This is a genomic window from Mycobacterium sp. IS-1264, assembly GCF_001954195.1.
In the GTDB taxonomy this organism is placed as follows: domain Bacteria; phylum Actinomycetota; class Actinomycetes; order Mycobacteriales; family Mycobacteriaceae; genus Mycobacterium.
On the sequence record NZ_MBES01000068.1, the window covers coordinates 88,735 to 112,575 of the forward strand.

Annotated in this window: 13 protein-coding genes and 2 pseudogenes; 10 read left to right on the forward strand and 5 right to left on the reverse strand. The window is 68.2% G+C overall.

Translation table 11 applies throughout. From position 1 onward, the window contains the following. The first annotated feature begins 32 nt into the window (after positions 1-32). Together A5744_RS16925 and A5744_RS25240 are read left to right on the forward strand one after the other, a co-directional pair. A complete protein-coding gene (locus A5744_RS16925) occupies positions 33-962 on the forward strand; it encodes a heme A synthase (protein WP_240563078.1) in 930 nt (309 codons plus the stop codon). 474 nt (positions 963-1,436) lie between these two features. Continuing rightward, positions 1,437-9,782 (forward strand): annotated as a pseudogene (locus tag A5744_RS25240) (amino acid adenylation domain-containing protein); the annotation flags it as partial. A 7-nt stretch (positions 9,783-9,789) separates the two neighbouring features. Here A5744_RS25240 and A5744_RS25100 read toward each other — a convergent pair. After that, positions 9,790-10,436 (reverse strand): annotated as a pseudogene (locus A5744_RS25100) (hypothetical protein). 19 nt (positions 10,437-10,455) lie between these two features. On the opposite strand from A5744_RS25100, the gene A5744_RS16945 reads away from it, so the two are divergent. Further along, positions 10,456-11,430, forward strand: coding sequence for a quinone oxidoreductase (locus A5744_RS16945; RefSeq protein WP_076062932.1), 975 nt, complete (start codon positions 10,456-10,458; stop codon positions 11,428-11,430). 4 nt (positions 11,431-11,434) lie between these two features. On the opposite strand, the gene A5744_RS16950 is transcribed toward A5744_RS16945, so the two are convergent. Next, a complete protein-coding gene (locus A5744_RS16950) occupies positions 11,435-12,349 on the reverse strand; it encodes a heme o synthase (protein WP_076062935.1) in 915 nt (304 codons plus the stop codon). 254 nt (positions 12,350-12,603) lie between these two features. On the opposite strand from A5744_RS16950, the gene tkt reads away from it, so the two are divergent. The 6 genes from tkt to A5744_RS16980 are packed head-to-tail and all read left to right on the forward strand — an operon-like array spanning position 12,604 to position 19,426. Further along, positions 12,604-14,694: a transketolase gene (gene tkt, locus A5744_RS16955; protein WP_076062937.1), complete on the forward strand. Its 2,091-nt coding sequence runs from the start codon at positions 12,604-12,606 to the stop codon at positions 14,692-14,694. A 15-nt stretch (positions 14,695-14,709) separates the two neighbouring features. Continuing rightward, on the forward strand, positions 14,710-15,831 hold the full coding sequence (tal, locus tag A5744_RS16960) for a transaldolase (protein WP_076062939.1): 1,122 nt from the start codon (positions 14,710-14,712) through the stop codon (positions 15,829-15,831). Then, entirely contained in the window at positions 15,828-17,372 is a 1,545-nt protein-coding gene (gene zwf, locus A5744_RS16965) for a glucose-6-phosphate dehydrogenase (protein WP_076062941.1), read from the forward strand. The genes tal and zwf overlap by 4 nt, the downstream gene beginning before the upstream one ends. Then, a complete protein-coding gene (opcA, locus tag A5744_RS16970; protein ID WP_076063046.1) occupies positions 17,369-18,280 on the forward strand; it encodes a glucose-6-phosphate dehydrogenase assembly protein OpcA in 912 nt (303 codons plus the stop codon). Before zwf ends, opcA begins: the two co-directional genes overlap by 4 nt. Beyond that, positions 18,277-19,014, forward strand: coding sequence for a 6-phosphogluconolactonase (pgl, locus tag A5744_RS16975; RefSeq protein ID WP_076062944.1), 738 nt, complete (start codon positions 18,277-18,279; stop codon positions 19,012-19,014). Before opcA ends, pgl begins: the two co-directional genes overlap by 4 nt. Positions 19,015-19,027: 13 nt before the next feature. Further along, positions 19,028-19,426 (forward strand): ATPase, encoded by a 399-nt coding sequence (locus tag A5744_RS16980; RefSeq protein WP_076062946.1) that lies wholly within the window; start codon positions 19,028-19,030, stop codon positions 19,424-19,426. Here A5744_RS16980 and A5744_RS16985 read toward each other — a convergent pair. Next, on the reverse strand, positions 19,423-20,199 hold the full coding sequence (locus A5744_RS16985; RefSeq protein ID WP_076062949.1) for a DUF4239 domain-containing protein: 777 nt from the start codon (positions 20,197-20,199) through the stop codon (positions 19,423-19,425). The genes A5744_RS16980 and A5744_RS16985 overlap by 4 nt on opposite strands. A gap of 62 nt (positions 20,200-20,261) precedes the next feature. Beyond that, positions 20,262-23,069, reverse strand: coding sequence for a phosphoenolpyruvate carboxylase (ppc, locus tag A5744_RS16990; RefSeq protein ID WP_076062951.1), 2,808 nt, complete (start codon positions 23,067-23,069; stop codon positions 20,262-20,264). A 194-nt stretch (positions 23,070-23,263) separates the two neighbouring features. On the opposite strand from ppc, the gene A5744_RS16995 reads away from it, so the two are divergent. After that, entirely contained in the window at positions 23,264-23,578 is a 315-nt protein-coding gene (locus A5744_RS16995; RefSeq protein ID WP_240563080.1) for a DUF732 domain-containing protein, read from the forward strand. Positions 23,579-23,583: 5 nt separating this feature from the next. On the opposite strand, the gene secG is transcribed toward A5744_RS16995, so the two are convergent. Then, positions 23,584-23,817 (reverse strand): preprotein translocase subunit SecG, encoded by a 234-nt coding sequence (secG, locus tag A5744_RS17000; RefSeq protein WP_076062956.1) that lies wholly within the window; start codon positions 23,815-23,817, stop codon positions 23,584-23,586. Positions 23,818-23,841 lie beyond the last annotated feature (24 nt).

Genomic DNA, 23,841 nt, shown 5'->3' on the forward strand with positions numbered 1-23,841 from the left:
ATCGGGCGGTGCTGAGACGGGCGTTGTTGCGGTTGGTGGACCTGCTCCCCTACCCCAGTCTGCGTGTCCAGCGGGTCATCGCCGCGACGGTGATCCTCACCCAGGGCGGCATCGCCGTCACGGGCGCGATCGTCCGCGTCACCGCGTCGGGGCTGGGTTGTCCGACCTGGCCGCGGTGTTTCCCGGGCAGCTTCGTCCCGGTCACGGTGACCGAGGTGCCGCGGGTGCACCAGGCCATTGAATTCGGCAACCGGCTGTTCAGCATCGGGGTGGTGATCACCGCGGCGCTGGCCGTGCTGGCCGTGACCCGGGCGCGGCGGCGTGCCGAGGTGCTGACCTACGCGTGGCTGATGCCGGTGTCGACGGTGGTGCAGGCGGTAATCGGCGGCATCACCGTGCGCACCGGGCTGCTCTGGTGGACGGTCGCGATCCATTTGCTCGTCTCGATGACCATGGTCTGGCTGTCGGTGCTGCTCTACGTCAAGGTCGGCGAGCCCGACGACGGGGTGGTCTCCGAGCGGGTGGCCAGGCCGCTGCGCGTGCTCACGGCGCTGACCGCGGTGAATCTGGCCGCCGTGCTGGTGACGGGCACCCTGGTGACCGCCGCGGGGCCGCACGCCGGTGACCGCAGTCCCAGCCGGACCGTGCCGCGGCTCAAGGTCGAGATCACCACCCTGGTGCACGCGCATTCCTCGCTGCTGATCGCCTACCTCGCGCTGTTGGCCGGGCTCGCCTTCGGGCTGCTGGCGGTCGGCGCCGCCCGGGCCGTCGTGCTGCGGCTCGGCGTGCTGCTCGCACTGGTATGCGCGCAAGCCGCCGTCGGTACCACTCAGTACTTCACCGGGGTGCCCGCCGCCCTGGTCGCCGTCCACGTGGCGGGTGCCGCGGCATGCACGGCGGCGACGGCGGCGCTATGGGCCTCGATGCGGGAACGCGCCGAACCCGAGGCTGCCGTACCCTGATCCGCATAGCGGATCTCACGGCGACACGCATCGGGGGACCCTCCGAACCTCCCATCGGGGGACACGGATTGTCTCCAAGCGGCGGATAGACGCCAACCGACCCGGTGGCCAAGATGGGTGCATCAGCTACCAATATCTAGCCCGACGGTCAGGAAAATCGGTGAGCCACAATCCTTTAGACGGCGAAAATTGCACGGTGCCCGGCCTATACCAAGACGGGGAGCAGCAAAGCCGCCAGCCCAGCCCCACTCAGGTTCCGCCAGGCCGGCGAGCGGCTTACGGCGCGGCCTCGCGTGCCACATCCCGGCACCATGTCGAGCAGAGCTGGACCGATATCCGGTCCAAATTCCGGCGGGCGGTGACCGCATGACGCTCGAGGCGCTACCACCGACGCGGGCGCACTCGACGCCTTCACAGCAAAAGGGGCGGGTGAGGACCAGATCACCGCGACGCACCCCGTCGGCGGCCGCTGACCGACCCGCGGTGATCCCGTTGTCGTACGCCCAAAACCGGCTCTGGCTGCTCGACCAGCTCCAGGGACCCGGCCCGGTCTACAACATTGCCCGCGCCCTGCGACTGCAAGGCCCCCTGGATCCCGACGCCCTGGGTGCGGCATTAGCCGATGTGGTGGCCCGCCACGAACCGTTGCGCACGCTATTTCGGGCGTACAACGGAATCCCCCAACAGCGGATCCTGCCCGCCGAGCACGCCCGGCTGGACTGGCAGATCCTCGACGCGACTAGCTGGCCGGCCGCGCGGCTGCAGCAGGCCATCGACACCCAGGCGGGCCATAGTTTTGATCTAGCCGCCGAAATCCCTTTTCGGGCACAGCTTTTCAAGGTTGACGAGCACCACCACGTGCTGGTGATCGTGGTTCACCACATCGCCGCGGACGGTTTGTCCTGGGCCCCGTTGCTCAACGATCTCGCCGTGGCCTATGCCAGCCGGCGCGCCGGAGAAGCCCCCGACTGGACCCCGTTAGCGCTGCCGTACGTCGACTACACCCTGTGGCAGCGTGAGCAGTTGGGTGATCTGGCCGACCCGGGCAGCGCCATCGCCTCTCAGCTGGCCTATTGGGAACAAACCCTGGCCGGCATGCCCGAACGCTTGCAGCTGCCGACCGACCGGCCCTACCCCCCGGTGGCCGATCAGCGCGGCGCCAGCCTGAGTGTGGACTGGCCAGCGCAGTTGCACCAGCGGGTGACCCGCCTGGCCCACGCGCACCACGCGAGCAGTTTCATGGTGATTCAGGCCGCCCTCGCCGCGCTGCTGTCGGCGCTGAGCGGTAGCCAAGAGGTGGCGATCGGGTTCCCCGTGGCCGGGCGCGATCACCCCTCCGTCGACGAGCTGGTCGGCATGTTCGTCAACACCGTGGTCCTGCGCATCGACCTGACCGGCGATCCCAGCTTCACCGAGCTGCTCGCCCAGGTGCGCGACCGCACCCTGGAGGCCCTCGAGCATCCCGACGTGCCCTTCGAGGTCCTCGTCGAACGGCTCAACCCCACCCGATCGCTGACCCATCACCCCCTGATCCAGGTGATGCTCGCCCCGCAACACACCATCCGGCCCGTGCTGGCCGATCTCGACATCACCACCGTGCCGGCACACACGCATAGCGCCCGCATGGACTTCGCGTTCTCCCTCACCGAACGCTTCACCCCCACCGGAGAGCCCGCCGGTATCGACGGCGACGTGGAATACCGCACCGACGTCTTCGATGCCGCCACCATCGGCACCCTGGTCCACCGACTACAGAAACTGTTGGCAGAGTTGACCGTTCATCCGCAGCGGCGGCCGTCAACGGTGGATCTGCTGACCGAGACCGAACACTCCCGGCTGGATGCGTGGGGCAACCGCGCCGCGCTGACGGCGCCGCGGGCCGCGGTCTCGGTTCCGGAATTGTTTGCCACACAGGTGACCCGCACCCCCGAGGCGGTGGCACTCATCGACGCGGGTGCCTCATGGACCTACCGCGAGCTCGATGCCGCCGCCAATCAACTGGCCCATGTGCTGGTCGAGCGGGGGGTGGGCACCGGCGACGTGGTCGCGCTGGTGTTCGAGCGCTCAGCGCGGGCCATCGTCGCGATGCTGGCGGTTTTGAAGACGGGGGCGGCCTACCTGCCCATCGACCCCGCGCACCCCGATGCCCGCATCGCCTTCATGTTCGAGGACGCCACACCCGCGGCGATATTGAGCACGAGCGAGCTGACGGGCCGGCTCGCCGGCCATGGGCCGCCGGTCATCGATGTGAACGACGAGACGCTGGCCGGCCGGCCGGGCACCACGTTGCCGACACCCGCGGCCGACGATATCGCGTACCTGCTCTACACCTCGGGCACCACCGGGACCCCCAAAGGCGTTGCCATCACCCACCACAGCATCACCCAGCTGATCAGCTCGCCCACCCCGTTTCCCGCTGCGGCGCAGCGGGTCTGGACGCAGTGCCATTCCTATAGCTTCGACTTCTCGGCCTTCGAGATCTGGGGCGCGTTGTTGGACGGCGGGCGACTGATCGTGGTGCCGGAATCGGCCACCCGTTGCCCCGACGACTTTCACGCCCTGCTGGTAGCGGAACGGGTCACGGTGCTCACCCAAACCCCTTCCGCGGCAGCGGTATTGCCCAGCCATGGCCTGGAGTCGACCGCGCTGATGGTCGGCGGTGAGGCTTGTCCGGACGAGTTGGTGGATCGCTGGGCGCCGGGGCGGGTCATGGTCAACGCCTACGGCCCCACCGAAACCACCATGTACACATCGATGAGTGCGCCGCTGACGCCGGGTTCTAGGCCGGCGGCGATCGGAGTACCGGCGGCGGGCGCGGCGTTTTTCGTTCTGGATCCGTGGCTGCGGGCCGTCCCGCCCGGAGTGGCTGGAGAGCTGTACGTCGCCGGCGAGGGCGTGGGATGCGGGTATTGGCACCGCGCAGCCCTGACCGCGTCCCGGTTCGTCGCCTGCCCCTTCGGCGGCGCGGGGGCGCGGATGTATCGCACCGGGGATCTGGTGCGCTGGGGCGCCGATGGCCAACTACAGTACGTGGGCCGCGCGGACCAACAGGTCAAGATCCGCGGGCATCGCGTCGAACCCGCCGAAATCGCCAGCGCCCTAACCGAACTCGACGGAATCGACCACGCCGTCGTGATCGCGCGCGAGGACCGCCCCGGCGACAAGCGCCTCGTCGCGTACTGCACCGGCACCCTGGACCCCACCGCCGCGCGCGCCGCACTCGCGCACCGGTTACCCCCGCATATGCTGCCCGCCGCGGTGGTGGTCCTGCCCCAACTGCCACGCACCGTCAACGGCAAACTCGACACCGGCGCCCTGCCCGCACCCCACTACGGCCAGGCTGACGGCTACCGCGCGCCCGGCACCGAGCTGGAAGAAATCCTCGCCGCCATCTACGCCGAGGTGCTGGGGATCGAGCGCGTCGGCATCGATGAATCATTTTTCGACCTGGGCGGCGACAGCATTCTCGCCATCCAGGTTGCCGCACGGGCCCGCGCCGCGGGAGCCCTCTGCTCGCCCCGCGACCTTTTCACCGAGCACACCGTCGCCGGGCTGGCCCGGGTCGCGCGCATGATCGGGGAGGGTGACGACGGCCCCGCCGGGGAGGTGGCCGATGACGGTCTCGGCGACGTCACCCCGACTCCGATCATTCGGTGGCTGCACAGCGTGGACACGCTGGCCGGGCGGTTCCATCAGACCGCGCTGTTGCAGGCCCCCAGCGGCGTCGGCGGGGAAGACGCGGTGCTGTTGGTGCAGGCATTGCTGGATCGCCACCCGATGTTGCGGTTGCGGCTGCACACCGACGCGGCCGCCGGGGGGCAGTGGTCACTGGTGGCGGGCCCGCCGGGCTGCGTGGATGCACGCGACTGTGTGCAACAGGTGGCCGTGCTGTCGGAAGCGGCGCTGCGCGCGGCATGGTCTCGGTTAGACCCCGCGGCCGGGGTGATGCTCAGTGCCGTTTGGGTGGCTTCCACCACCCAGTTGGTGTTGGCCATTCATCATCTCAGCGTCGACGGGGTGTCCTGGCGCATCCTGCTCGACGACATCAACACCGGGTGGGACCAGCACCGCGACGGCCGGCAAGTGATGCTCGCCGGCGGGGGCACCTCGTTTCGCCGTTGGTCCGAAGTGCTGGCCGAGTACGCCTCCCGCCCGGCCGTGACCGATCAGCTGGCGGCATGGCGCCAGATCGCGGCGATCCCACCCGCGCTGCCCGCGCCCGACACCGTCACCAGCCGGCATCACTCGGCATGGCTGGACGCAGCGACCACGCGCCTGCTGCTCGGTGCGGCGCCCGCGGCCTTTCACACCGGAGTGCACGAGATCCTGCTGATCGCTTTCGCGTTTGCCTGGGCACAGTTCCTGGACCGCGGGGACGATTCGATCAGCATCGACGTCGAGGGCCACGGCCGCGACGAGGGCGTGGCCCCCGGAATTGACCTGTCCCGCACGGTGGGCTGGTTCACGACCAAATATCCGGTGGGCTTGACCGTCGACCGGGTGCCGTGGCCCCAGGTGCTCGCCGGGGCGACGGCGGTGGGAGCGGCGGTCAAGCGCCTCAAAGAGCAGCTTCGCGCGATACCGGACGGCCTGACCTACGGCCTGCTGCGCTACCTCAACGCCGACGCCGAGCTGATCGGTGCCGACCCCACAATCGGTTTCAACTACTTGGGGCGCCTTGGTGTTTCGCCAGCGGCGCAGACCGATGAAGCCCTCTGGCGCATCACCGATTCGGACCTGCTGTCCACCGATGCCGCGCGCGCCGGTTCGCCCCTGGCGCACATGGTAGAACTCAACGCGGTCACCGTCGACACCGACAGCGGCCCCCAACTACAGGCCAGCTGGACCTGGGCATCCTCGGAATTCGACGACACCCAGATCACCCGGCTGGGCCGGCTGTGGTTTGAGGCGCTGACCGGCATCTGCGCTCACGTCACCAAGGGCGGAGGCGGGTACACGCCGTCCGATCTGGTTCCCCTCCGGTTGACCCAACACCAAATCGAGCGCCTGGAGCAGACCCACCGGGTCCGAGATCTCCTGCCGCTGACGCCATTACAGCAGGGATTGCTTTTTCACAGCGTCGACCAGCAGGACGCCACGCAGGCCTACCTGGTGCAAGTTGAGATCGGCCTCAAGGGCCAACTCGAGGGCCACCGCCTGCACGACGCCGTGCAAACCGTCGTAGCCCGCCACCCCAACCTGGCCGCCCGCTTCGCCTACCAGCATCTCGACCAGCCGGTGCAGGTCATCGTCGATGATCCCGCGGTGCCGTGGCGCTATGTCGATCTCACCGAGAGCCCGCAACCCGACATCGAGCCCGTGCGCGCCGCCGAACGAGCCGCCATCGGAGATATCAGCCACTGCAGTCCATTCCGGGCCGCCCTGATCCGCACCGCATCCGACGAACACACCCTGGTGCTCACCAACCACCACATCGTGTGCGACGGCTGGTCACTGGCGATCCTGCTCAGCGAGATCTTCGCCAGCTACGACCACCGGCCGCTGCCCGCGCCCACCCCCTACCGCAACTTTGTCACATGGCTGGCCGGCCAAGATCACAGCGACGCCCAAACAGCTTGGCGCACCCTGTTTTCCGGCTTCCAAACGCCCACCTTGCTCGGCCCCACACGACGGCTCGCCCAACGCGCGGTGAAATCGTGCCAACTACCCACCGAAACCACCGAAGCGCTGACGCGATTGGCCCGTTCCCACCACACCACCGTCAACATCGTGCTGCAGGCCGCCTGGTCGCAACTGCTAGCCGGATTGACCGGTGCCACCGACATCGCGTTCGGCACCACGGTCTCGGGACGGACCGCCGATCTGGCCGGCACTCAATCGATGGTGGGCCTGTTGATCAACACCATTCCCGTGCGCGCCAACATCACAGCGGACACCAACACGTCACAACTGATCAACCAACTCCGCCATGTACACAACGACACCCTCGAACACCAGCACCTCGCGCTCACTGACATCCACCGGCTGACCGGTCACGAAGCACTGTTCGACACCCTGTTCATCTACGAAAACTACCCAGTCAGCGCGCAACACCAAGTCGCGCACCAACTGACGGTCACCGACGTCACGAGCCGCGAATTCACCCACTACGCCCTGACATTGATCGTCGAACCGGGAACCCAGCTGGGATTTCGCTTCGAGTACGCCACCGATGTCTTCGACGCGGACGGCATCGAGGCACTGACGCGGCGCTTGCACCGGCTGCTGCGGGTGATGACGACCCAGCCCGAGCGGCCGCTGTCGTCGGTGGACCTGTTCGACGGGACCGACCACACCCGGTTGGACGCGTGGGGCAACCGCGCCGCACTGACGCGGCCGGTGTCGGCGGTGTCGGTTCCGGAATTGTTCAGCGCCCAGGCCGCCCGCGTACCCGAAGCGGTCGCGCTGGTCTGCGGCGACAACTCCTGGACGTATCGCGAACTCGACACCGCCACCAACAAACTCGCCCATGCGCTGGTTGGTCGCGGGGTGGGCCCCGGCGATGTGGTCGCGCTCGCGTTTGAGCGTTCCGCGCAAGCCGTGATCGCGATGCTGGCTGTGCTCAAGACTGGAGCGGCCTATCTGCCGATCGACCCCGCCCACCCGTCAGCGCGGGTCACCTTCATGCTCGAGGACACCGCACCGGTCGCCGCCCTCGCCACCGACGAGCTGGCCGGCCTACTCGACCAGTACCCCGTGCCGGTCATCGACATCAACGACCCGACGCACGCCGGGCAGCCGGCCACCCCGCTGCCCGCCCCCGCACCCGCGGACATCGCCTACTTCCTCTACACCTCGGGCACCACCGGGACGCCCAAAGGCGTTGCCATCACCCACCACAACATCACCCAACTCCTCACCACACTCGACCCGTTCACCCGCACCGCCGGCCACACCGTCACTCACTGCCATTCCTACGGCTTTGACTTCTCGGTCTACGAAATCTTCGGCGCGCTACTGCACGGCGCCACACTGCTCGTCGTCCCGGAGCAAATCACCCGCTCCCCCAACGACTTTCACGCCCTGCTGGTCGACCATCAGGTCAGCATGCTCACCCAAACCCCGTCCGCGGCGGCGGTCTTGTCGCCGGAAGGCTTGGACTCGACCACGCTGATACTGCTCGGCGAGGCCTGCACCGACGAACTCGTCCAGCGCTGGGCGCCCGGACGAACCATGATCAACGCCTACGGCCCCACCGAAACCACGGTCTGGGTCTCCACCAGCGCGCCGCTGACCCCCGACACGCGGCCCGCCCCCATCGGAACACCCGTGGCCGGCGCGGCCTTGTTCGTCCTCGATCCATGGCTGCGCCCGGTGCCGGCCGGGGTGATCGGGGAACTGTATGTCGCCGGCCCCCAGGTCGGCACCGGCTACTGGCGGCGCCCGGGCCTGACCGCGGCCCGCTTTGTCGCCTGCCCCTTCGGCACCACCGCGACACGGATGTATCGCACCGGAGACCTGGCGCGCTGGGACGCCGACGGCCAACTCCACTGCCTCGGACGCGCCGACGAACAACTCAAAATCCGCGGACACCGCGTCGAACCCGCCGAAATCGCCACCGCCCTAACCGAACTCGACGGCGTCGACCACGCCGCGGTCATCGCCCGCGAAGACCGCCCCGGCGACAAACGCCTCGTGGCCTACTACGCCGGCGCCCTCGACCCCGCCGCCGCACGCACCGCGTTGGCTGACCGCCTGCCCCACTACATGCTGCCCGCCGCGTTCGTGGTCCTGCCCCAGCTGCCGCGCAACGTCAACGGCAAACTCGACACCCGGGCCTTGCCCGCCCCGCACTACGGCGACATCGACAACTATCGCGCCCCCAGCACCGACGTCGAACGGATCCTCGCGGACATCTACGCCCGCGTGCTGGGCGTCGAACGCGTCGGCATCGACGACTCCTTCTTCGAGCTGGGTGGCAACTCCCTGCTGGCCATGCGGGCCGTCGCCGCCCTCAACCCTGCCCTGGAAGCACAGGTCACGGTGCGCACGCTATTTGACGCGCCCACCATCGCCGCCTTGAGCCAGCGGCTGCACGCACCGGACAGTTCGATCGAGGTCGTCCCGGTGGAGGTGCTCGCCGAGGGCGACGGCATTCCGCTCTTCTGTCTGCACCCCGGCGCGGGAATCAGCTGGGTCTACCGAAGCCTGCTGGCCTACCTGGACTGCCCGATCATCGGCATTCAACAGCCCCCGCACGACGGGCAATCCGGCCCCGGATCACTGCGCGACCTGGCCAAGAACTACGCCGATACCATCCAGGCGCTTCACCCGAACGGCCCATATCACCTACTCGGCTGGTCTTTCGGCGGCATCGTCGCGCATGAGATCGCCGTGGAGCTGCGCCGGCGAGGATGCGCCGTCCCACGCCTGCTCGCCCTCGACTCACTCCTCATGTCAGATGTTCACGACGTACCTTCGGTGACCGAAAGCGATGTCCTGCAGTCCCTTTTGATAGCCGCGGGCGTCGATATTCCCGAGCAGTCCCAACCGCTCACCCATGGGCAGGTGGAGGCATGCATCCAGCAGCGCGAGTCGCTGGAATTCGCACTCCCATCGAGGCAACTCGTCGAGACCATGGCCAAGAACGCGAACACCAATTTGCTTCTGCGCGCACAACATTCGCCGGCCATATTCGACGGCGACATGACCATCTTCTCGGCACGACCGACGGGCGGCCGCTCGGCGCTCCAACAAAGCTGGCGCCCCTACGTCGCCGGCCGAATCACCGAGCACCCCGTCGACTGCGAGCACGAGGAGATGCTGAGCGCCCGATCGCTGAAACTGTTCGGCGATCAGCTCGCTGCGGCACTGGCCTAGGCAGGGGCTATGGCCGTCGATGCGACAGCGGGCCGAGCCCGAGCCGCTCGCACGCTGACTCCACGGCCAGCGCGAACCGGCGCTGGGCCCGGTCGCGGGTGCCGACATCAAGATGCGACCAACCGAGCGAGGGCGCGATGACGTCCAGCCCACCCGCCGGTCTCCAGCCACGTCGACGCGCGCGTAGAGCAGCTCGCCGACGCCGATCCCGGCGCGCTCGGCGGCCGACGCGAGGGCCGCGTGACCCACATCCCAGACCTCGAACTCCGGCTCGCCCGGCCAGGCGTGCGACTGCTTCCCGCCGAGAAAGATCAACGCCGACCGTGCCGTCCCGCCCGACATCGTGGGCACCCCGTCGCTCTCCAGGTCACGCAGGTATCGCTCGCCGAGGTTCCAGGCGACGGCGTCGGGCGGGTTGAGCAGGTGGCGCACGCGGCGGGTCCAGGCGAGGAATTCGTCGCGCCGGAGTGCGTCGGGGGCGGCGCGCAGGATCACCACGTCAGCGCGCAGCGTCTCCGGGTCGTCCCAGGGCAGCCAACGAGCGTGCAGGCCGCGCGCCCGCAGCACCCGCACCAGCCCGGCGTCGTCCGCGTGGCGCGGGCCGCCCGCGAGCACGATCCGCGGATGGAAGACGTCCGGTCGGGCCAGCTTCATGCCCGGGCATGATATCCGCATGCACGCAATCGAAATCAGCGAAACCGGTGGTCCCGAAGTCCTGCGCTACGTGGAGACGGCGCAGCCCACGCCCGGCCCCGGCCAGGTATTGATCAAGGCCGAGGCGATCGGCGTCAACTTCATCGACACCTACTTCCGCTCGGGCCATTACCCGCGTGAGCTGCCCTTCATCCTCGGCCAGGAGAGCTGCGGCACCGTCGTCGCCACGGGCGACGGGGTCGACGGGCTCGACGTCGGGGACCGGGTGGCGTCCGCGGCGGCCTCCGGTGCCTACGCCGAATTCGCAACCGCCCCAGCCTTTTTGACGGCAAAGGTGCCCGACGGTGTGGGCTCCGATGTGGCGGCGTCGGTGCTGCTGAAGGGCCTGACCGCGCACTACCTGCTCAAGTCGGTGTATCCCGTGCAAAGCGGCGACGCGGTGCTGGTGCACGCCGGCGCCGGCGGCGTCGGGCTGATCCTCACCCAATGGGCGCATCTGCTCGGCGCCCGGGTGATCACCACGGTCTCGACACCGGAGAAGGCGCGGATCTCGAAGGACGCCGGAGCCGACGAGGTGCTCTCCTACCCCGACGACGCAGCGCAGTTCGGCGAGCGGATTCGCGCGCTGACCGACGGCGCCGGCGTGGCGGCCGTGTACGACGGCGTCGGCGCCAGCACCTTCGACGCCAGCCTGGCCAGCCTGGCCGTCCGGGGGACGCTGGCGCTGTTCGGCGGCGCCAGCGGGCCCGTTCCACCGTTCGATCCGCAGCGCCTCAATGCCGCCGGGTCGGTGTTTCTGACCCGGCCCTCGCTGGTGCATTTCATGCGCACCGCCCAGGAATTCAGCTGGCGCGCGGAGGAATTGTTCGACGCGGTCGGCGGCGGGGCCATCCGGATCGAGGTGGGCGGGCGCTACCCGCTGGCCGAAGCGGCCCGCGCGCACGAAGACCTGCAGGGCCGCAAGACGACCGGCTCGGTGGTGCTGCTGCCGTAACCCGCTAGAGCAGCGTCGGCAGCGCGATCACCGAGTCGAGCGCCAGCGCGCAGAACACCACGGCGAGGTAGTTGTTCGACTGCAGGAACAGCCGCAGCGGCTTGATCGGCTCGCCGGCGCGGACTCCGGCGTAGAGCTGGTGGGCCATCGCCAGGAACCACACCCCGGCCAGCAGCGCGACCGCCGCGTAGAGCCAGCCAGTGGCCAGCGCCAGCGCCAGCGTCGCCAGCACCGTCAACCAGGTGTAGATCAGGATCTGCTTGGTGACCTGACGCTCGGTCGCCACGGCCGGCAGCATCGGGACGCCTGCCGCTCGGTAGTCGTCCTTGTACCGCATCGCCAGCGCCCAGGTGTGCGGTGGCGTCCAGAAGAAGATGATCGCGAACATCACCAGCGCCGGCCAGCCGATGGTGCCGGTGACGGCCGACCATCCGATCATCACCGGCATGCACCCGGCCGCGCCGCCCCACACGACGTTCTGCGACGTGCGGCGCTTGAGCAGCAGCGTGTAGACGAACACATAGAACGCGATGGTGGCGATGGCCAGCAGCCCCGAGAGCAGGTTCGTCGTCCACCACAGCCAGAAGAACGATCCGATGCTGAGCACCAGCCCGAGCACCAGCGCGTTGCGCGTCGGCACCGCGGCGCGCGCCAGCGGCCGGCGGGCGGTCCGCTGCATCATCTTGTCGATGTCGGCGTCGGCCACGCAGTTGAGCGTGTTGGCGCCCCCGGCGGCCAGCATTCCGCCGATCAACGTGTCGAGGATCAGCAGCGGGTTCACGTGGCCGCGGTCGGCAAGCAGCATCGCCGGGATCGCGGTGACCAAGAGCAGCTCGATGACCCGCGGCTTGGTCAGCGCCAGGTACGCCAGCACGGTGGGGCGTATTCGGCTCGGCGCGACGCGCCCGCGAACGCTCACGCAATAACTCCTCGGGGTCGCAGCGGCGCGCAGCATCTACTACGCACGATGGTAGACCGCGTGCCTGCGGCGTCCCGCCCGCAGGGTCTGTTCACTCCGAGATTTTCCCGTTTGCGGGACTGAATGCAAAGCGTGATCGGCCTGCGCGTAATTTCACACCGGCCGGCCCGCTTACCCCAAATCCTGCACTGCAAACGCCGGGGCTCCCGCACTAGGGTGAGATTGATCAGCTTGATGACCCAAGGATTGAGTCTGTGACCACACTCGAAGAGATCTCCACGCTGACCCAACAGCACCTTCCCGACGACTGGGCCGACATCGACTCGGCGGCGGTCGACACCATCCGGGTGCTGGCCGCCGACGCCGTCCAAAAGGTCGGCAACGGGCATCCCGGGACGGCGATGAGCCTGGCCCCGCTCGCGTACACGCTGTTTCAGCGCACGATGCGGCACGATCCCAGCGATCCGCACTGGTTGGGCCGCGACCGGTTCGTGCTGTCGGCCGGGCACAGCAGCCTGACCCTGTACCTGCAGCTCTACCTTGGCGGCTTCGGCCTGGAGCTGTCCGACATCGAGTCGCTGCGCACCTGGGGATCCAAAACTCCGGGGCATCCGGAGTTCCGGCACACCAAGGGCGTCGAGATCACCACCGGCCCGCTCGGCCAAGGCCTGGCGTCGGCGGTCGGGATGGCGATGGCATCGCGCTACGAGCGCGGCTTGTTCGACCCGGACGCCGCCCACGGGGAAAGCCCGTTCGACCACCACATCTACGTGATCGCCTCCGACGGCGACATCGAGGAGGGTGTGACCTCGGAGGCGTCGTCGCTGGCGGCCGTGCAGCAGCTGGGCAACCTGATCGTGTTCTACGACCACAACCAGATCTCCATCGAGGACGACACCAACATCGCGCTGTGCGAGGACACCGCCGCCCGCTACCGCGCGTACGGCTGGCACGTACAGGAGGTGGAGGGCGGCGAAAACGTCGTCGCGATCGAGGAGGCCATCGCCAACGCGCGGTCCGTCACGGACCGGCCGTCGTTCATCTCGCTGCGCACCATCATCGGCTACCCCGCGCCCAACCTGATGAACACCGGCAAGGCGCACGGCGCGGCGCTGGGCGACGACGAGGTCGCGGCCGTCAAGAAGATCCTCGGCTTCGATCCCGACAAGAAGTTCGAGGTCCGCGACGACGTCATCGCCCACACCCGCAAGCTGGTCGACCGGGGCAAAGAGGCGCACGAGAAATGGCAACCCGAGTTCGAGGCGTGGGCGCAGCGCGAACCCGAGCGCAAGGCGCTGCTGGACCGGTTGACGGCGGAGAAGTTGCCCGACGGCTGGGACGCGGACATCCCGACTTGGACACCGGAAGACAAGCCGCTGGCCACCCGTGCGGCGTCCGGCAAGGTGCTGAACGCGGTCGGCCCGAAACTGCCGGAGCTGTGGGGCGGCTCGGCCGACCTGGCGGGCAGCAACAACACCACCATGGACAACGTTAAATCGTTTGGGCCCCCGTCTATTTCGACGAAGGACTACACCGCCGACTGGTACGGTCGCACGCTGCACTTCGGTGTGCGCGAACACGCGATGGGCGCCATCCTGTCCGGCATCGTGCTGCACGGGCCGACCCGGGCCTACGGCGGCACCTTCCTGCAGTTCTCCGACTACATGCGCCCGGCGGTGCGGCTCGCGTCGCTGATGAACATCGACACCATCTACGTGTGGACGCACGACTCGATCGGGCTCGGCGAGGACGGCCCCACCCACCAACCGATCGAACACCTGTCGGCGCTCCGTGCGATCCCCCATCTGTCGGTGGTGCGACCCGCCGACGCCAACGAGACCGCGTACGCGTGGCGCACAATCCTGGCCCGCGGCAACGGCAGCGGCCCGGTCGGCCTGATCCTGACGCGGCAGGGAGTGCCCGTGCTGGAGGGCACCAACTTCGAGGGCGTCGGACGGGGCGGCTACATCCTCGGTGACGACGGCGGTGACGAGCCCGACGTCGTCCTGATCGGCACCGGCTCGGAGGTGCAGCTCGCGGTCGAGGCCCAGAAACTGTTGGCGGACCGCGACATTGTGGCGCGGGTGGTCTCGATGCCGTGCGTGGAGTGGTTCGAGTCGCAGCCCGAGGAATACCGCGACAGCGTGCTGCCGCCGTCGGTGTCGGCCCGGGTGGCCGTCGAGGCGGGCGTCGCGCAGTCCTGGCACAAGCTGGTCGGCGATACCGGCAAGATCGTCTCGATCGAGCACTACGGGGAATCCGCCGACTACAAGACTTTGTTCCGTGAATATGGCTTCACCGCCGAAGCCGTCGCTGCCGCCGCGGAACAGGTAGTTGACAACTGAGAGAGGGAGATTCAGATGACCGGTCAGAATCCCAACCTGGCCGCGCTGAGCGCCGCGGGGGTGTCCGTTTGGCTGGATGACTTGTCGCGGGACCGGCTGCAATCCGGCAACCTGCAGGAGCTGATCGACACCAAGAGTGTCGTCGGCGTGACCACCAATCCGTCCATCTTCCAAAAGGCGTTCGCCGAAGGCCACGCCTACGACAAACAGATCGCCGAGCTGGCCGAGCGCGGCGCCGATGTCGATGCCACCATCCGCACCGTCACCACCGACGACGTGCGCAGCGCCTGCGACGTGCTGACGCGCGAGTGGGAGGCCTCCGACGGTGTCGACGGCCGGGTTTCCATCGAGGTCGACCCGCGGCTGGCCAGCGAAACGGACAAGACCATCGCGCAGGCCGTCGAGCTGTGGAAGATCGTCGACCGGCCGAACCTGTTCATCAAGATCCCGGCCACCAAGGCCGGCCTGCCGGCCATCACCGCCGTTCTCGCGGAAGGGATTTCGGTCAACGTCACCCTCATCTTCTCCGTCGAGCGGCACCGCGAGGTGATGGACGCCTACCTGACCGGGATGGAGAAGGCACGCGAAGCCGGGCACGACCTGTCCAAAATCCATTCGGTGGCATCGTTTTTCGTGTCACGGGTGGACACCGAGGTGGACAAGCGGCTGGAGAAGCTCGCCACCCCGGACGCGCTCGCGCTGCGCGGCCAGGCCGGTGTCGCCAACGCGCGGCTGGCCTACGCCGCCTATCAGGAGGTCTTCGAGAATGGCGAACGCTACCAGGCGCTCAAGGCCGACGGCGCGCGGGTTCAGCGTCCGCTGTGGGCCTCGACCGGGGTCAAGAATCCGGACTACTCCGACACCCTCTACGTGACCGAGCTGGTCGCGCCGCACACGGTGAACACCATGCCGGAGAAGACGATTGACGCGGTCGCCGACCATGGCGTCATCAACGGCGACACCGTCACGGGCACCGCGCAGGCAGCTCAGGCGGTATTCGACAAGCTGGCGGCGGTCGGGGTCGACGTGACCGACGTGTTCGTGGTCCTGGAGAACGAGGGCGTGGAGAAGTTCGTGGATTCCTGGACCGAGCTGCTGGAGGAAACGCAGAAGCAACTGGGTTCCACCGCTCAATGAGCCGGGCCGCGGCTGCCACGCAGTGGCGTAATCCGCTGCGGGACAAAGAAGACAAGCGCCTGCCCAGGATCGCCGGCCCGTGTGCCATGGTGCTCTTCGGCGTCACCGGCGATCTGGCCCACAAGAAAGTGGTGCCGGCCATCTATGACCTGGCCAACCGCGGTCTGCTGCCGCCCACCTTCTCGCTGGTCGGCTTCGGCCGCCGCGACTGGGATCACGACGCCTTTGCCCAGGTGATCCTCGACGACGTCAAGCAGCACTGCCGTACCCCGTTCCGCCAGGCGATCTGGGAGCGGCTGGCGGACGGATTGCGGTTCGTGCGCGGCGAGTTCGACGACGAGGCCGCGTTCGGGCGGCTGGCCGAGACGCTGGAGAAACTCGATGCCGAGCGCGGCATCGGCGGCAATCACGCCTTCTACCTGGCGATCCCGCCCAAATCGTTTCCGGTGGTGTGCGAACAGCTGCACTCCTCCGGACTGGCCCGACCGCAGGACGACCGGTGGAGCCGGGTCGTCATCGAGAAACCGTTCGGCCACGACCTGCAGAGCGCCCGCGAACTCAACCACGTGGTCAACTCGGTGTTCCCGGAGGAGTCGGTGTTCCGCATCGACCACTACCTGGGCAAGGAGACGGTGCAGAATATCCTGGCGTTGCGCTTCGCCAATCAACTATGGGACCCGATCTGGAACGCGCACTACGTCGACCACGTGCAGATCACCATGGCCGAAGACATCGGGCTGGGTGGCCGGGCCGGCTACTACGACGGCATCGGCGCCGCCCGCGACGTCATCCAGAACCACCTGATGCAGCTGCTGGCCCTGACCGCGATGGAAGAGCCGGTCAGCTTCAATCCGCATGCCTTGCAGGCGGAGAAGATCAAGGTGCTCTCGGCCACTCAGCTCGCGCAGCCGCTCGACGAGACCAGCAGCCGGGGCCAATACGCCGCGGGCTGGCAGGGCGGCGAGAAAGTGGTCGGCCTGCTCGACGAGGAGGGCTTCGCGCAGGACTCCACCACCGAGACCTTCGCCGCCATCACGCTCGAGGTCGACACCCGCCGCTGGGCCGGTGTCCCGTTCTACCTGCGAACCGGAAAGCGGTTGGGCCGCAGGGTGACCGAGATCGCCCTGGTGTTCAAACGCGCGCCACATCTGCCGTTCGACGCCACCATGACCGACGAGCTCGGCACCAACGCCATCGTCATCCGGGTGCAGCCCGACGAGGGCATCACCTTGCGGTTCGGTTCCAAGGTCCCGGGCAGCACGATGGAAGTCCGCGACGTCAACATGGATTTCTCCTACGGCTCGGCATTCGTGGAGGATTCCCCCGAGGCGTACGAGCGGCTGATCCTGGACGTGCTGCTCGGCGAGCCGTCGCTGTTCCCGGTGAACGAGGAGGTCGAATTGGCTTGGGAGATACTCGATCCCGTCCTCGACTATTGGGCGACACACGGCAAGCCCGACTCCTATGAGTCCGGTACCTGGGGGCCCGCGTCGGCGTTCGAGATGTTGCGCCGCACCGGGCGGGAATGGCGGCGCCCGTGATTATCGATCTGCTGGACACCAGCACCACCGCGGTCAACAAGAAGCTCGACGAGCTACGCGAACAGGCCGGCGTCGTCACGATGGGCCGCGTGGGGACGCTGATCATCAAGTCCGACAACGACACGATGGTCGAGGAATCGATCGAGGCCGCCAACGCCGCCAGCCACGAGCACCCGAGCCGGGTCCTGGTGGTGACCGCCGGCAACGCCGACGCCACCGAGGCGCGGTTGGACGCCCAGGTTCGCGTCGGGGGTGACGCCGGCGCCGGGGAGGTCGTGGTGCTGAGGCTGTCGGGACCGCTGGCCGATCACGCCGAGAGCGTCGTCATTCCGTTCCTGCTGCCCGACATCCCGGTGGTGGCGTGGTGGCCCGACGTCGCCCCGGCGGTACCCGCCCAAGACCCGTTGGGCCAGTTGGCGATTCGACGCATCACCGACGCGACCAACAGTGACGATCCGCTGTCTTCGATCCGGGGCCGGCTGCAGGGTTATACAGCCGGCGACACGGATTTAGCCTGGGCGCGCATCACCTACTGGCGGGCGCTGCTCACCTCCGCGGTGGACCAGAAGCCGCACGAGGAGATCGAGTCGGCGCTGGTGTCCGGTTTGCGAACCGAGCCCGCGCTCGACGTGCTGGCGGGCTGGCTGGCCAGCCGGATCGACGGGCCGGTGCGCCGGGTGGTCGGCGACCTCAAAGTCGAGCTGGAGCGCAAGTCCGAAACCATCACCCTGAGCCGGCCCCAGGAGGGCACGACGGCCACCCTGAGCCGGACGGGCCGCCCCGATGCCCTGGTTCCATTGGCGCGCAGGGAAACCCGAGAGTGCCTGGCCGAAGACATGCGGCGGCTGGACCCCGACGAGATCTACTTCGCCGCGCTGGAGGGCATCGACAAGGTGCAGTACGCATGAGCCGCGTGATCGACATCGTCCCCGACGGCGACGCCCTGGTCCGGGCCGCCGGCTCCCGGCTGGTCGCTACCATCGAGGCCGCCGTGGCGGCCCGGGGGCGCGCCCTGATCGTGCTGACCGGCGGCGGCAACGGCATCGGGCTGCTGAAGTATCTCCGCACGCAGCGGGTGGACTGGTCGAAGGTGCATTTGTTCTGGGGTGACGAGCGCTACGTTCCCGAGGACGACGACGAGCGCAACGAGAAGCAGGCGCGCGAGGCGTTGCTCGATCACGTCGACATTCCGTCCAGCCAGGTGCATCCGATGGCCGCCAGTGACGGCGAATTCGGCAACGATCTGGCCGCGGCGGCCCTTGCCTACGAACAGCTGCTGGCCGCCAACGCCGCTCCCGGTGAGCCGGCGCCGACCTTCGACGTCCACCTGCTGGGCATGGGTCCCGAGGGCCACATCAACTCCCTGTTCCCCGACACCCCCGCCGTCCTCGAGACCACCCGCATGGTCGTCGCGGTCGACGACTCCCCCAAACCGCCGCCGCAACGAATCACCTTGACACTGCCCGCGATTCAGCGTTCCCGCGAGGTCTGGCTGATGGTGTCGGGCGCCGGGAAGGCCGACGCGGCCGCCGCCGCCATCGGTGGCGCGCAACCGGTCACGGTGCCGGCCGCCGGGGCCATCGGCCTGGAGACCACGCTCTGGCTGCTCGACGAGGAGGCCGCGGCCCAGCTTCCCAGCTGACGCTGGGCGCATAATGACGTTCATGGCAGACAAAACCGTGCGCAACGGGCCCGAGCGAAGCCGGATCAAGACCCTCACCCAGGCGGCGCTCAACGCCGACAAGACCGTCGAACAGGTCGAAGACGTCCTCGACGGCCTCGGCAGGACGATGGTCGAGCTGAACAGCTCGCTATCGGCCCTCAACGCGACGGTGGAACGCCTGGAGGGCGGCCTGGATCATCTGGAGGGCGTGCTGCACAGCCTGGACAATCTCGCCCAGCGGCTCATCGCGCTCGTCGAGCCGGTGGAGGCGATCGTCCAGCGCATCGACTACATGGTCGGGGTGGGCGAAACGGTGATGTCCCCCTTGTCGGTCACCGAGCACGCGGTGCGCGGCGTGCTGGACCGGCTGCGCAACCGTACGGTGCACTAGGTTCCGCGGTCGACCGCGTCGAAAACTTCCAGCGCGTGTCCGAACGGCTCCGATGTGATCGCGTGGTCGGTCTCGGAGCGATGGTCGAGCGAGTAGTCGATGCACAGCAGCAGGCCCAGGAGGACGGCGACCGCGCTGGACAGGAGTGCCTGGCCGAGGGTGCTGCCCAGGCGCAGGAATCCGGTAAGGCCTACCAGGACAACCCCGCCGAAGATCAGTCCCAACCACAGCAGCGCCGGTATCCGCGGCTTGGTCGCGATCATGCGCTGGGTGCGATCGGACGACAGCACGCTCAACTCGCTGAGGAACTGGGAATTGATGGCGCTCAACGCGGCACCCGGCGACTGACTGCCGGCGATGCGGTACATCTGCGTGATCGCGGCGCGTGCGCTGTCGCGGGCGCCGTCGCCGGCCGGCTTGGTCGAATCGGAACCCGCCACCGCCGTCGTGTACTGGCGCAGCAGTTGTTGAAGCTGGGGCCGCTCCGGTTCCGGCATGGCGACGGTCTGCCGGTACAGCGTCGTCAGTGCCGACGCCTCGTTGGCGACGATGACCTGGGTGGCGGAAAACTGTTGCCAGGTGACGACCACGGTGAACCCAAGCAGGGCGCCGTAGACAAGCCCGACGATCGCGACGAACGGCGACATGGCCGAATCGTGCAGTTTTCCTTCGCCGGCCAGGACACGATTGCCGAACCATACGCTGACCACCGCGAGCACGATCGCGGTGGCGACCACGCTGACAAGAATCAACCAAAGAGACGGCGCACCCATCGCCCGAGACCATACTGCGCGTCGGCGGCGGTGTCGGCCATCGGCGCGCGCATGTCGGCCATTTACCCGCTGTTGCGCAGCGCGCTGGAGAGGCCGTTCATGGTCAGTAGGATGCCGCGCTGCACCAATTCGTGGTCGTCGCCCGAGCGGTAGCGGCGCAGCAGTTCCACCTGAAGGTGGTTCAGCGGCTCCAGGTACGGGAACCGATTGAACACCGAACGTGCGAGCGCCGGGTTGTCGGCAAGGAGGTCGTCGTGACCGGTGATGAGCTTGTGCATGGCGATGGTGCGCCGATGTTCGTCGACGATCTTGTCGAATACCCTGCGCCGCAACGATTCGTCGGGCACCAGCTCGGCGTAGCGGGCCGCCAGGCCCAGGTCGCTCTTGGCCAGCACCTGCGCCATGTTCGACAGCACGCTGGCGAAGAACGGCCACCGCTCGTACAGCTCGTGCAGCGTCGCCACCCGGTCGGCTTCGCCGTCCGGACCCGCCGCGATCCACTGTTCGAACGCCGATCCGGTTCCGTACCAACCGGGCAGCATGACCCGCGACTGGCTCCACGCCAGCACCCACGGGATGGCGCGCAGGTCCGCGATCGACTCGGTGGGCTTGCGCGAAGCGGGTCGGCTGCCGATGTTCAGCGATCCGATCTCGCTGACCGGTGTCGATGCCTTGAAGTATTCGACGAATCCCGGTGTGTCGTGCACCAACTCGGCGTAGGCGCGCCGCGCCAGGGTCGCCACCTCGTCGAGCACCGCGTACGCCGGTTCGGCTGCCTCGCCGAGACCCTCGACGTCCAGCAGCGTGGACTCCAACGTCGCCGCCACCAGGCTCTCCAGATTGCGGCGCGCCAACTGGGGTTCGGCGTACTTGGCGGCGATCACCTCACCCTGCTCGGTGAGGCGCAGCGATCCGTTCACCGCTCCCGGCGGTTGCGCCAGGATCGCCTGGTAGCTCGGCCCGCCGCCGCGCCCGACGGTGCCGCCGCGACCGTGGAAGAGCCGCAACCGAATTCCGGTCTTGCGGGCCACGTCGACCAGGGACAGCTCCGCCCGGTACACCGCCCAGCTGGAGGCGAGGTAACCGCCGTCCTTGTTGGAGTCGGAGTAGCCCAGCATCACCTCTTGCGAGTCGCCGCGCGCGGAGACGAGCGCCCGATAGACGGGCAGTTCCAGCATCGCGTGCAGAATCGCCGCGCCGTTGTGCAGATCGTCGATCGTCTCGAACAACGGCGAAATGCCAACCGGGCAGTAGGGTTCCGGCCCCGAGGCGTCCAGCAGGCCGGCCTCTTTCAGCAGGATCGCCGCCTCCAGCACGTCCGACACCGACTGGCACATCGAGATCACGTAGTTGGGCACCGCGGCGGGCCCGTAGCGCCGGACTGCGTGGGCGGCGGCGGCCATCACACCCAGCTCGCCGCGCGCCAGGTCGGACAATTCCGCGCGCTCGCCGAGCAGCGGTCGGCGGGTGCTCAGTTCGGCGGCCAGCAGCTCGACCCGCTCGTCTTCCGCCAGCGAGCCGTAGTCCGGGTGCACACCCGCCCACGCCAGCAGCTCGCCGACCACCTCTTGGTGTACGTCGGAGTTTTGCCGCATGTCGAGGCCGCACAGGTGAAACCCGAAGACGCCCACGCCTTCTCGCAACAACGCCAGCCGGTCGTCGGCCAGTAGCGCGCTGCCGTGGGCGCGCAGCGAAGCGTCGACGGTGTCGAGGTCGGTGCGCAATTCGGCGGGCGTGACATACCGGGTCAGGCCCAGGTCGAGCTCGTGCTGCGGTCGCCGGTCCAGGATCTCGGCGGCGGTCGCGGTGAGCCGGCCGCGGATCACCCGCACTGCACGCCGGTACGGCTCGTCGGCCCGGGCGTTCTCCGGGCACGCGTCGGACAGCTCGGCCAGTTCGGGGGTGACGCCGACCAGTCGCGCCGACAGCGACAGTTCCTGCTCGAGGTCGGTGAGCTCGGCCAGGTAGTGCGCCACCGCGGTGAACGCGGCGCTGCCGGTGGCCCGCCGCACCACCTCTCCGGTGACGTTCGGGTTTCCGTCGCGGTCACCGCCGATCCAGGAGCCCGGCTGCAGGATCGGGCTGGCGAGCAGCTCGGCGTCCGGCCACCGAGCGCGCAGCGCGTCGCGAACCTCGCTGTTCACTTGCGGGATCACCTCGAACAATGCGGCCGGGTAATAGCGCAGCCCGACGTCGATCTCGTCGGTGATCTGCAGCCTCGAGAGCCGGATCAGCGCGGTCTGCCACAGTGTGAGGACCTGGCGGCGCAGCTCGAGTTCGATGTCGCGGCCGTCGTCGGTCTGGGTGTGACCCTCGGCGTGCAGTCGCATCAGCCCGGTGATCCGGTGCTGGGTGACGAAGACGGTGCGCCGGCGGGTCTCGGTGGGATGGGCGGTGATGACCGGGGAGACCAAGGCGCCCTTCAGTGCATCGGCCACCGTGGCCGAATTCAGTTCCGCGAGATCGAGTTTCGCGTAGGTGGCGGCGAGGCTGCTGTCTTGGGGCGGCTCGCCCGCGTCGATGTGAACGGCGCGGCGGCGTTCGCGGTGGATGTCTTCGGCGACGTTGGCCAGCAGCGCAAAATGGCTGAATGCCCGGATGATCGGGATCGCGAGGTGGATGTCGATCCCCTCGAACATGCGCGCCAGGTCGGCGCGGTCGATCTCGGAGCGCCGAACCCGGAACGATTCCACCCGGGCGCGCTCCACGAGGTCGAACACCTCGTCACCGTTCTGCTCACGCACGGTGTCGCCGAGGATCGCACCGAGCAGCCTGATGTCGGCGCGCATCGGCTCGGTCGCCTCGCGCCCGGTCGCGGTCCGCTGGACCGCACCGATCGGTTCGAGCGCGGCGTCGGGAGCCTCAACCATGCGTCCCAGTATCGGCGCGGATGGCGCGCTCCGCCCGGCGAGGGCTCAGGCGGCCGCGGCCGAAAGTGAACTTCACGACGCATTGCCGGCGTGTCCCGTCGTGAAATTCACACTCGCCGCGGTGAGCTAAGGCAACACGAAAGACGGGAACCGAAATGCCCTCACCTCGCTGGCTGGCCGCGTTGGCCATTCCGATGATCGCCGGCGCTGCCCTGCTGGGTAGCGCGGCGACCGCGATCGCCACTCCCGCCGATGACGCGTACCTCGCGCAGCTGCGCGCCGTCGGCCTCACCTGGCCACCCCAGACCGAAGAAGCGCTCATCGGGGAGGCGCACCTCATCTGCTACGACCTCACGTGGGGTTGGACGCCACAACAGATCGCCGACGACATCCACGCTCACTTGGACAAGAGGGGTGTGACGTTGTTGGACATCGGGACCATGGTCAACGCCGCGCACTCGACCTATTGCCCGGGCAACGTGTGCGACGCCCCCAGCCTGTGCACCTGACCGCGTCAGCGGTACTTGATCTGCAGGGCCATGCCGATGATGCACACCAGCCAGATGCCGGTGATGAACAGCGTCAACCGGTCCAGGTTCTTCTCGACCACGGTCGACCCTGACAGGCTCGACTGCACGCCCCCGCCGAACAGCGTCGACAGGCCGCCGCCCTTGGCGCGGTGCAGCAGCACCAGCAACACCACCAGGATGCTGGTGACGACCAGGGTGATCTGCAGGGCCAATTGCATGACGTGCAGCCTACCGGCTTCGCG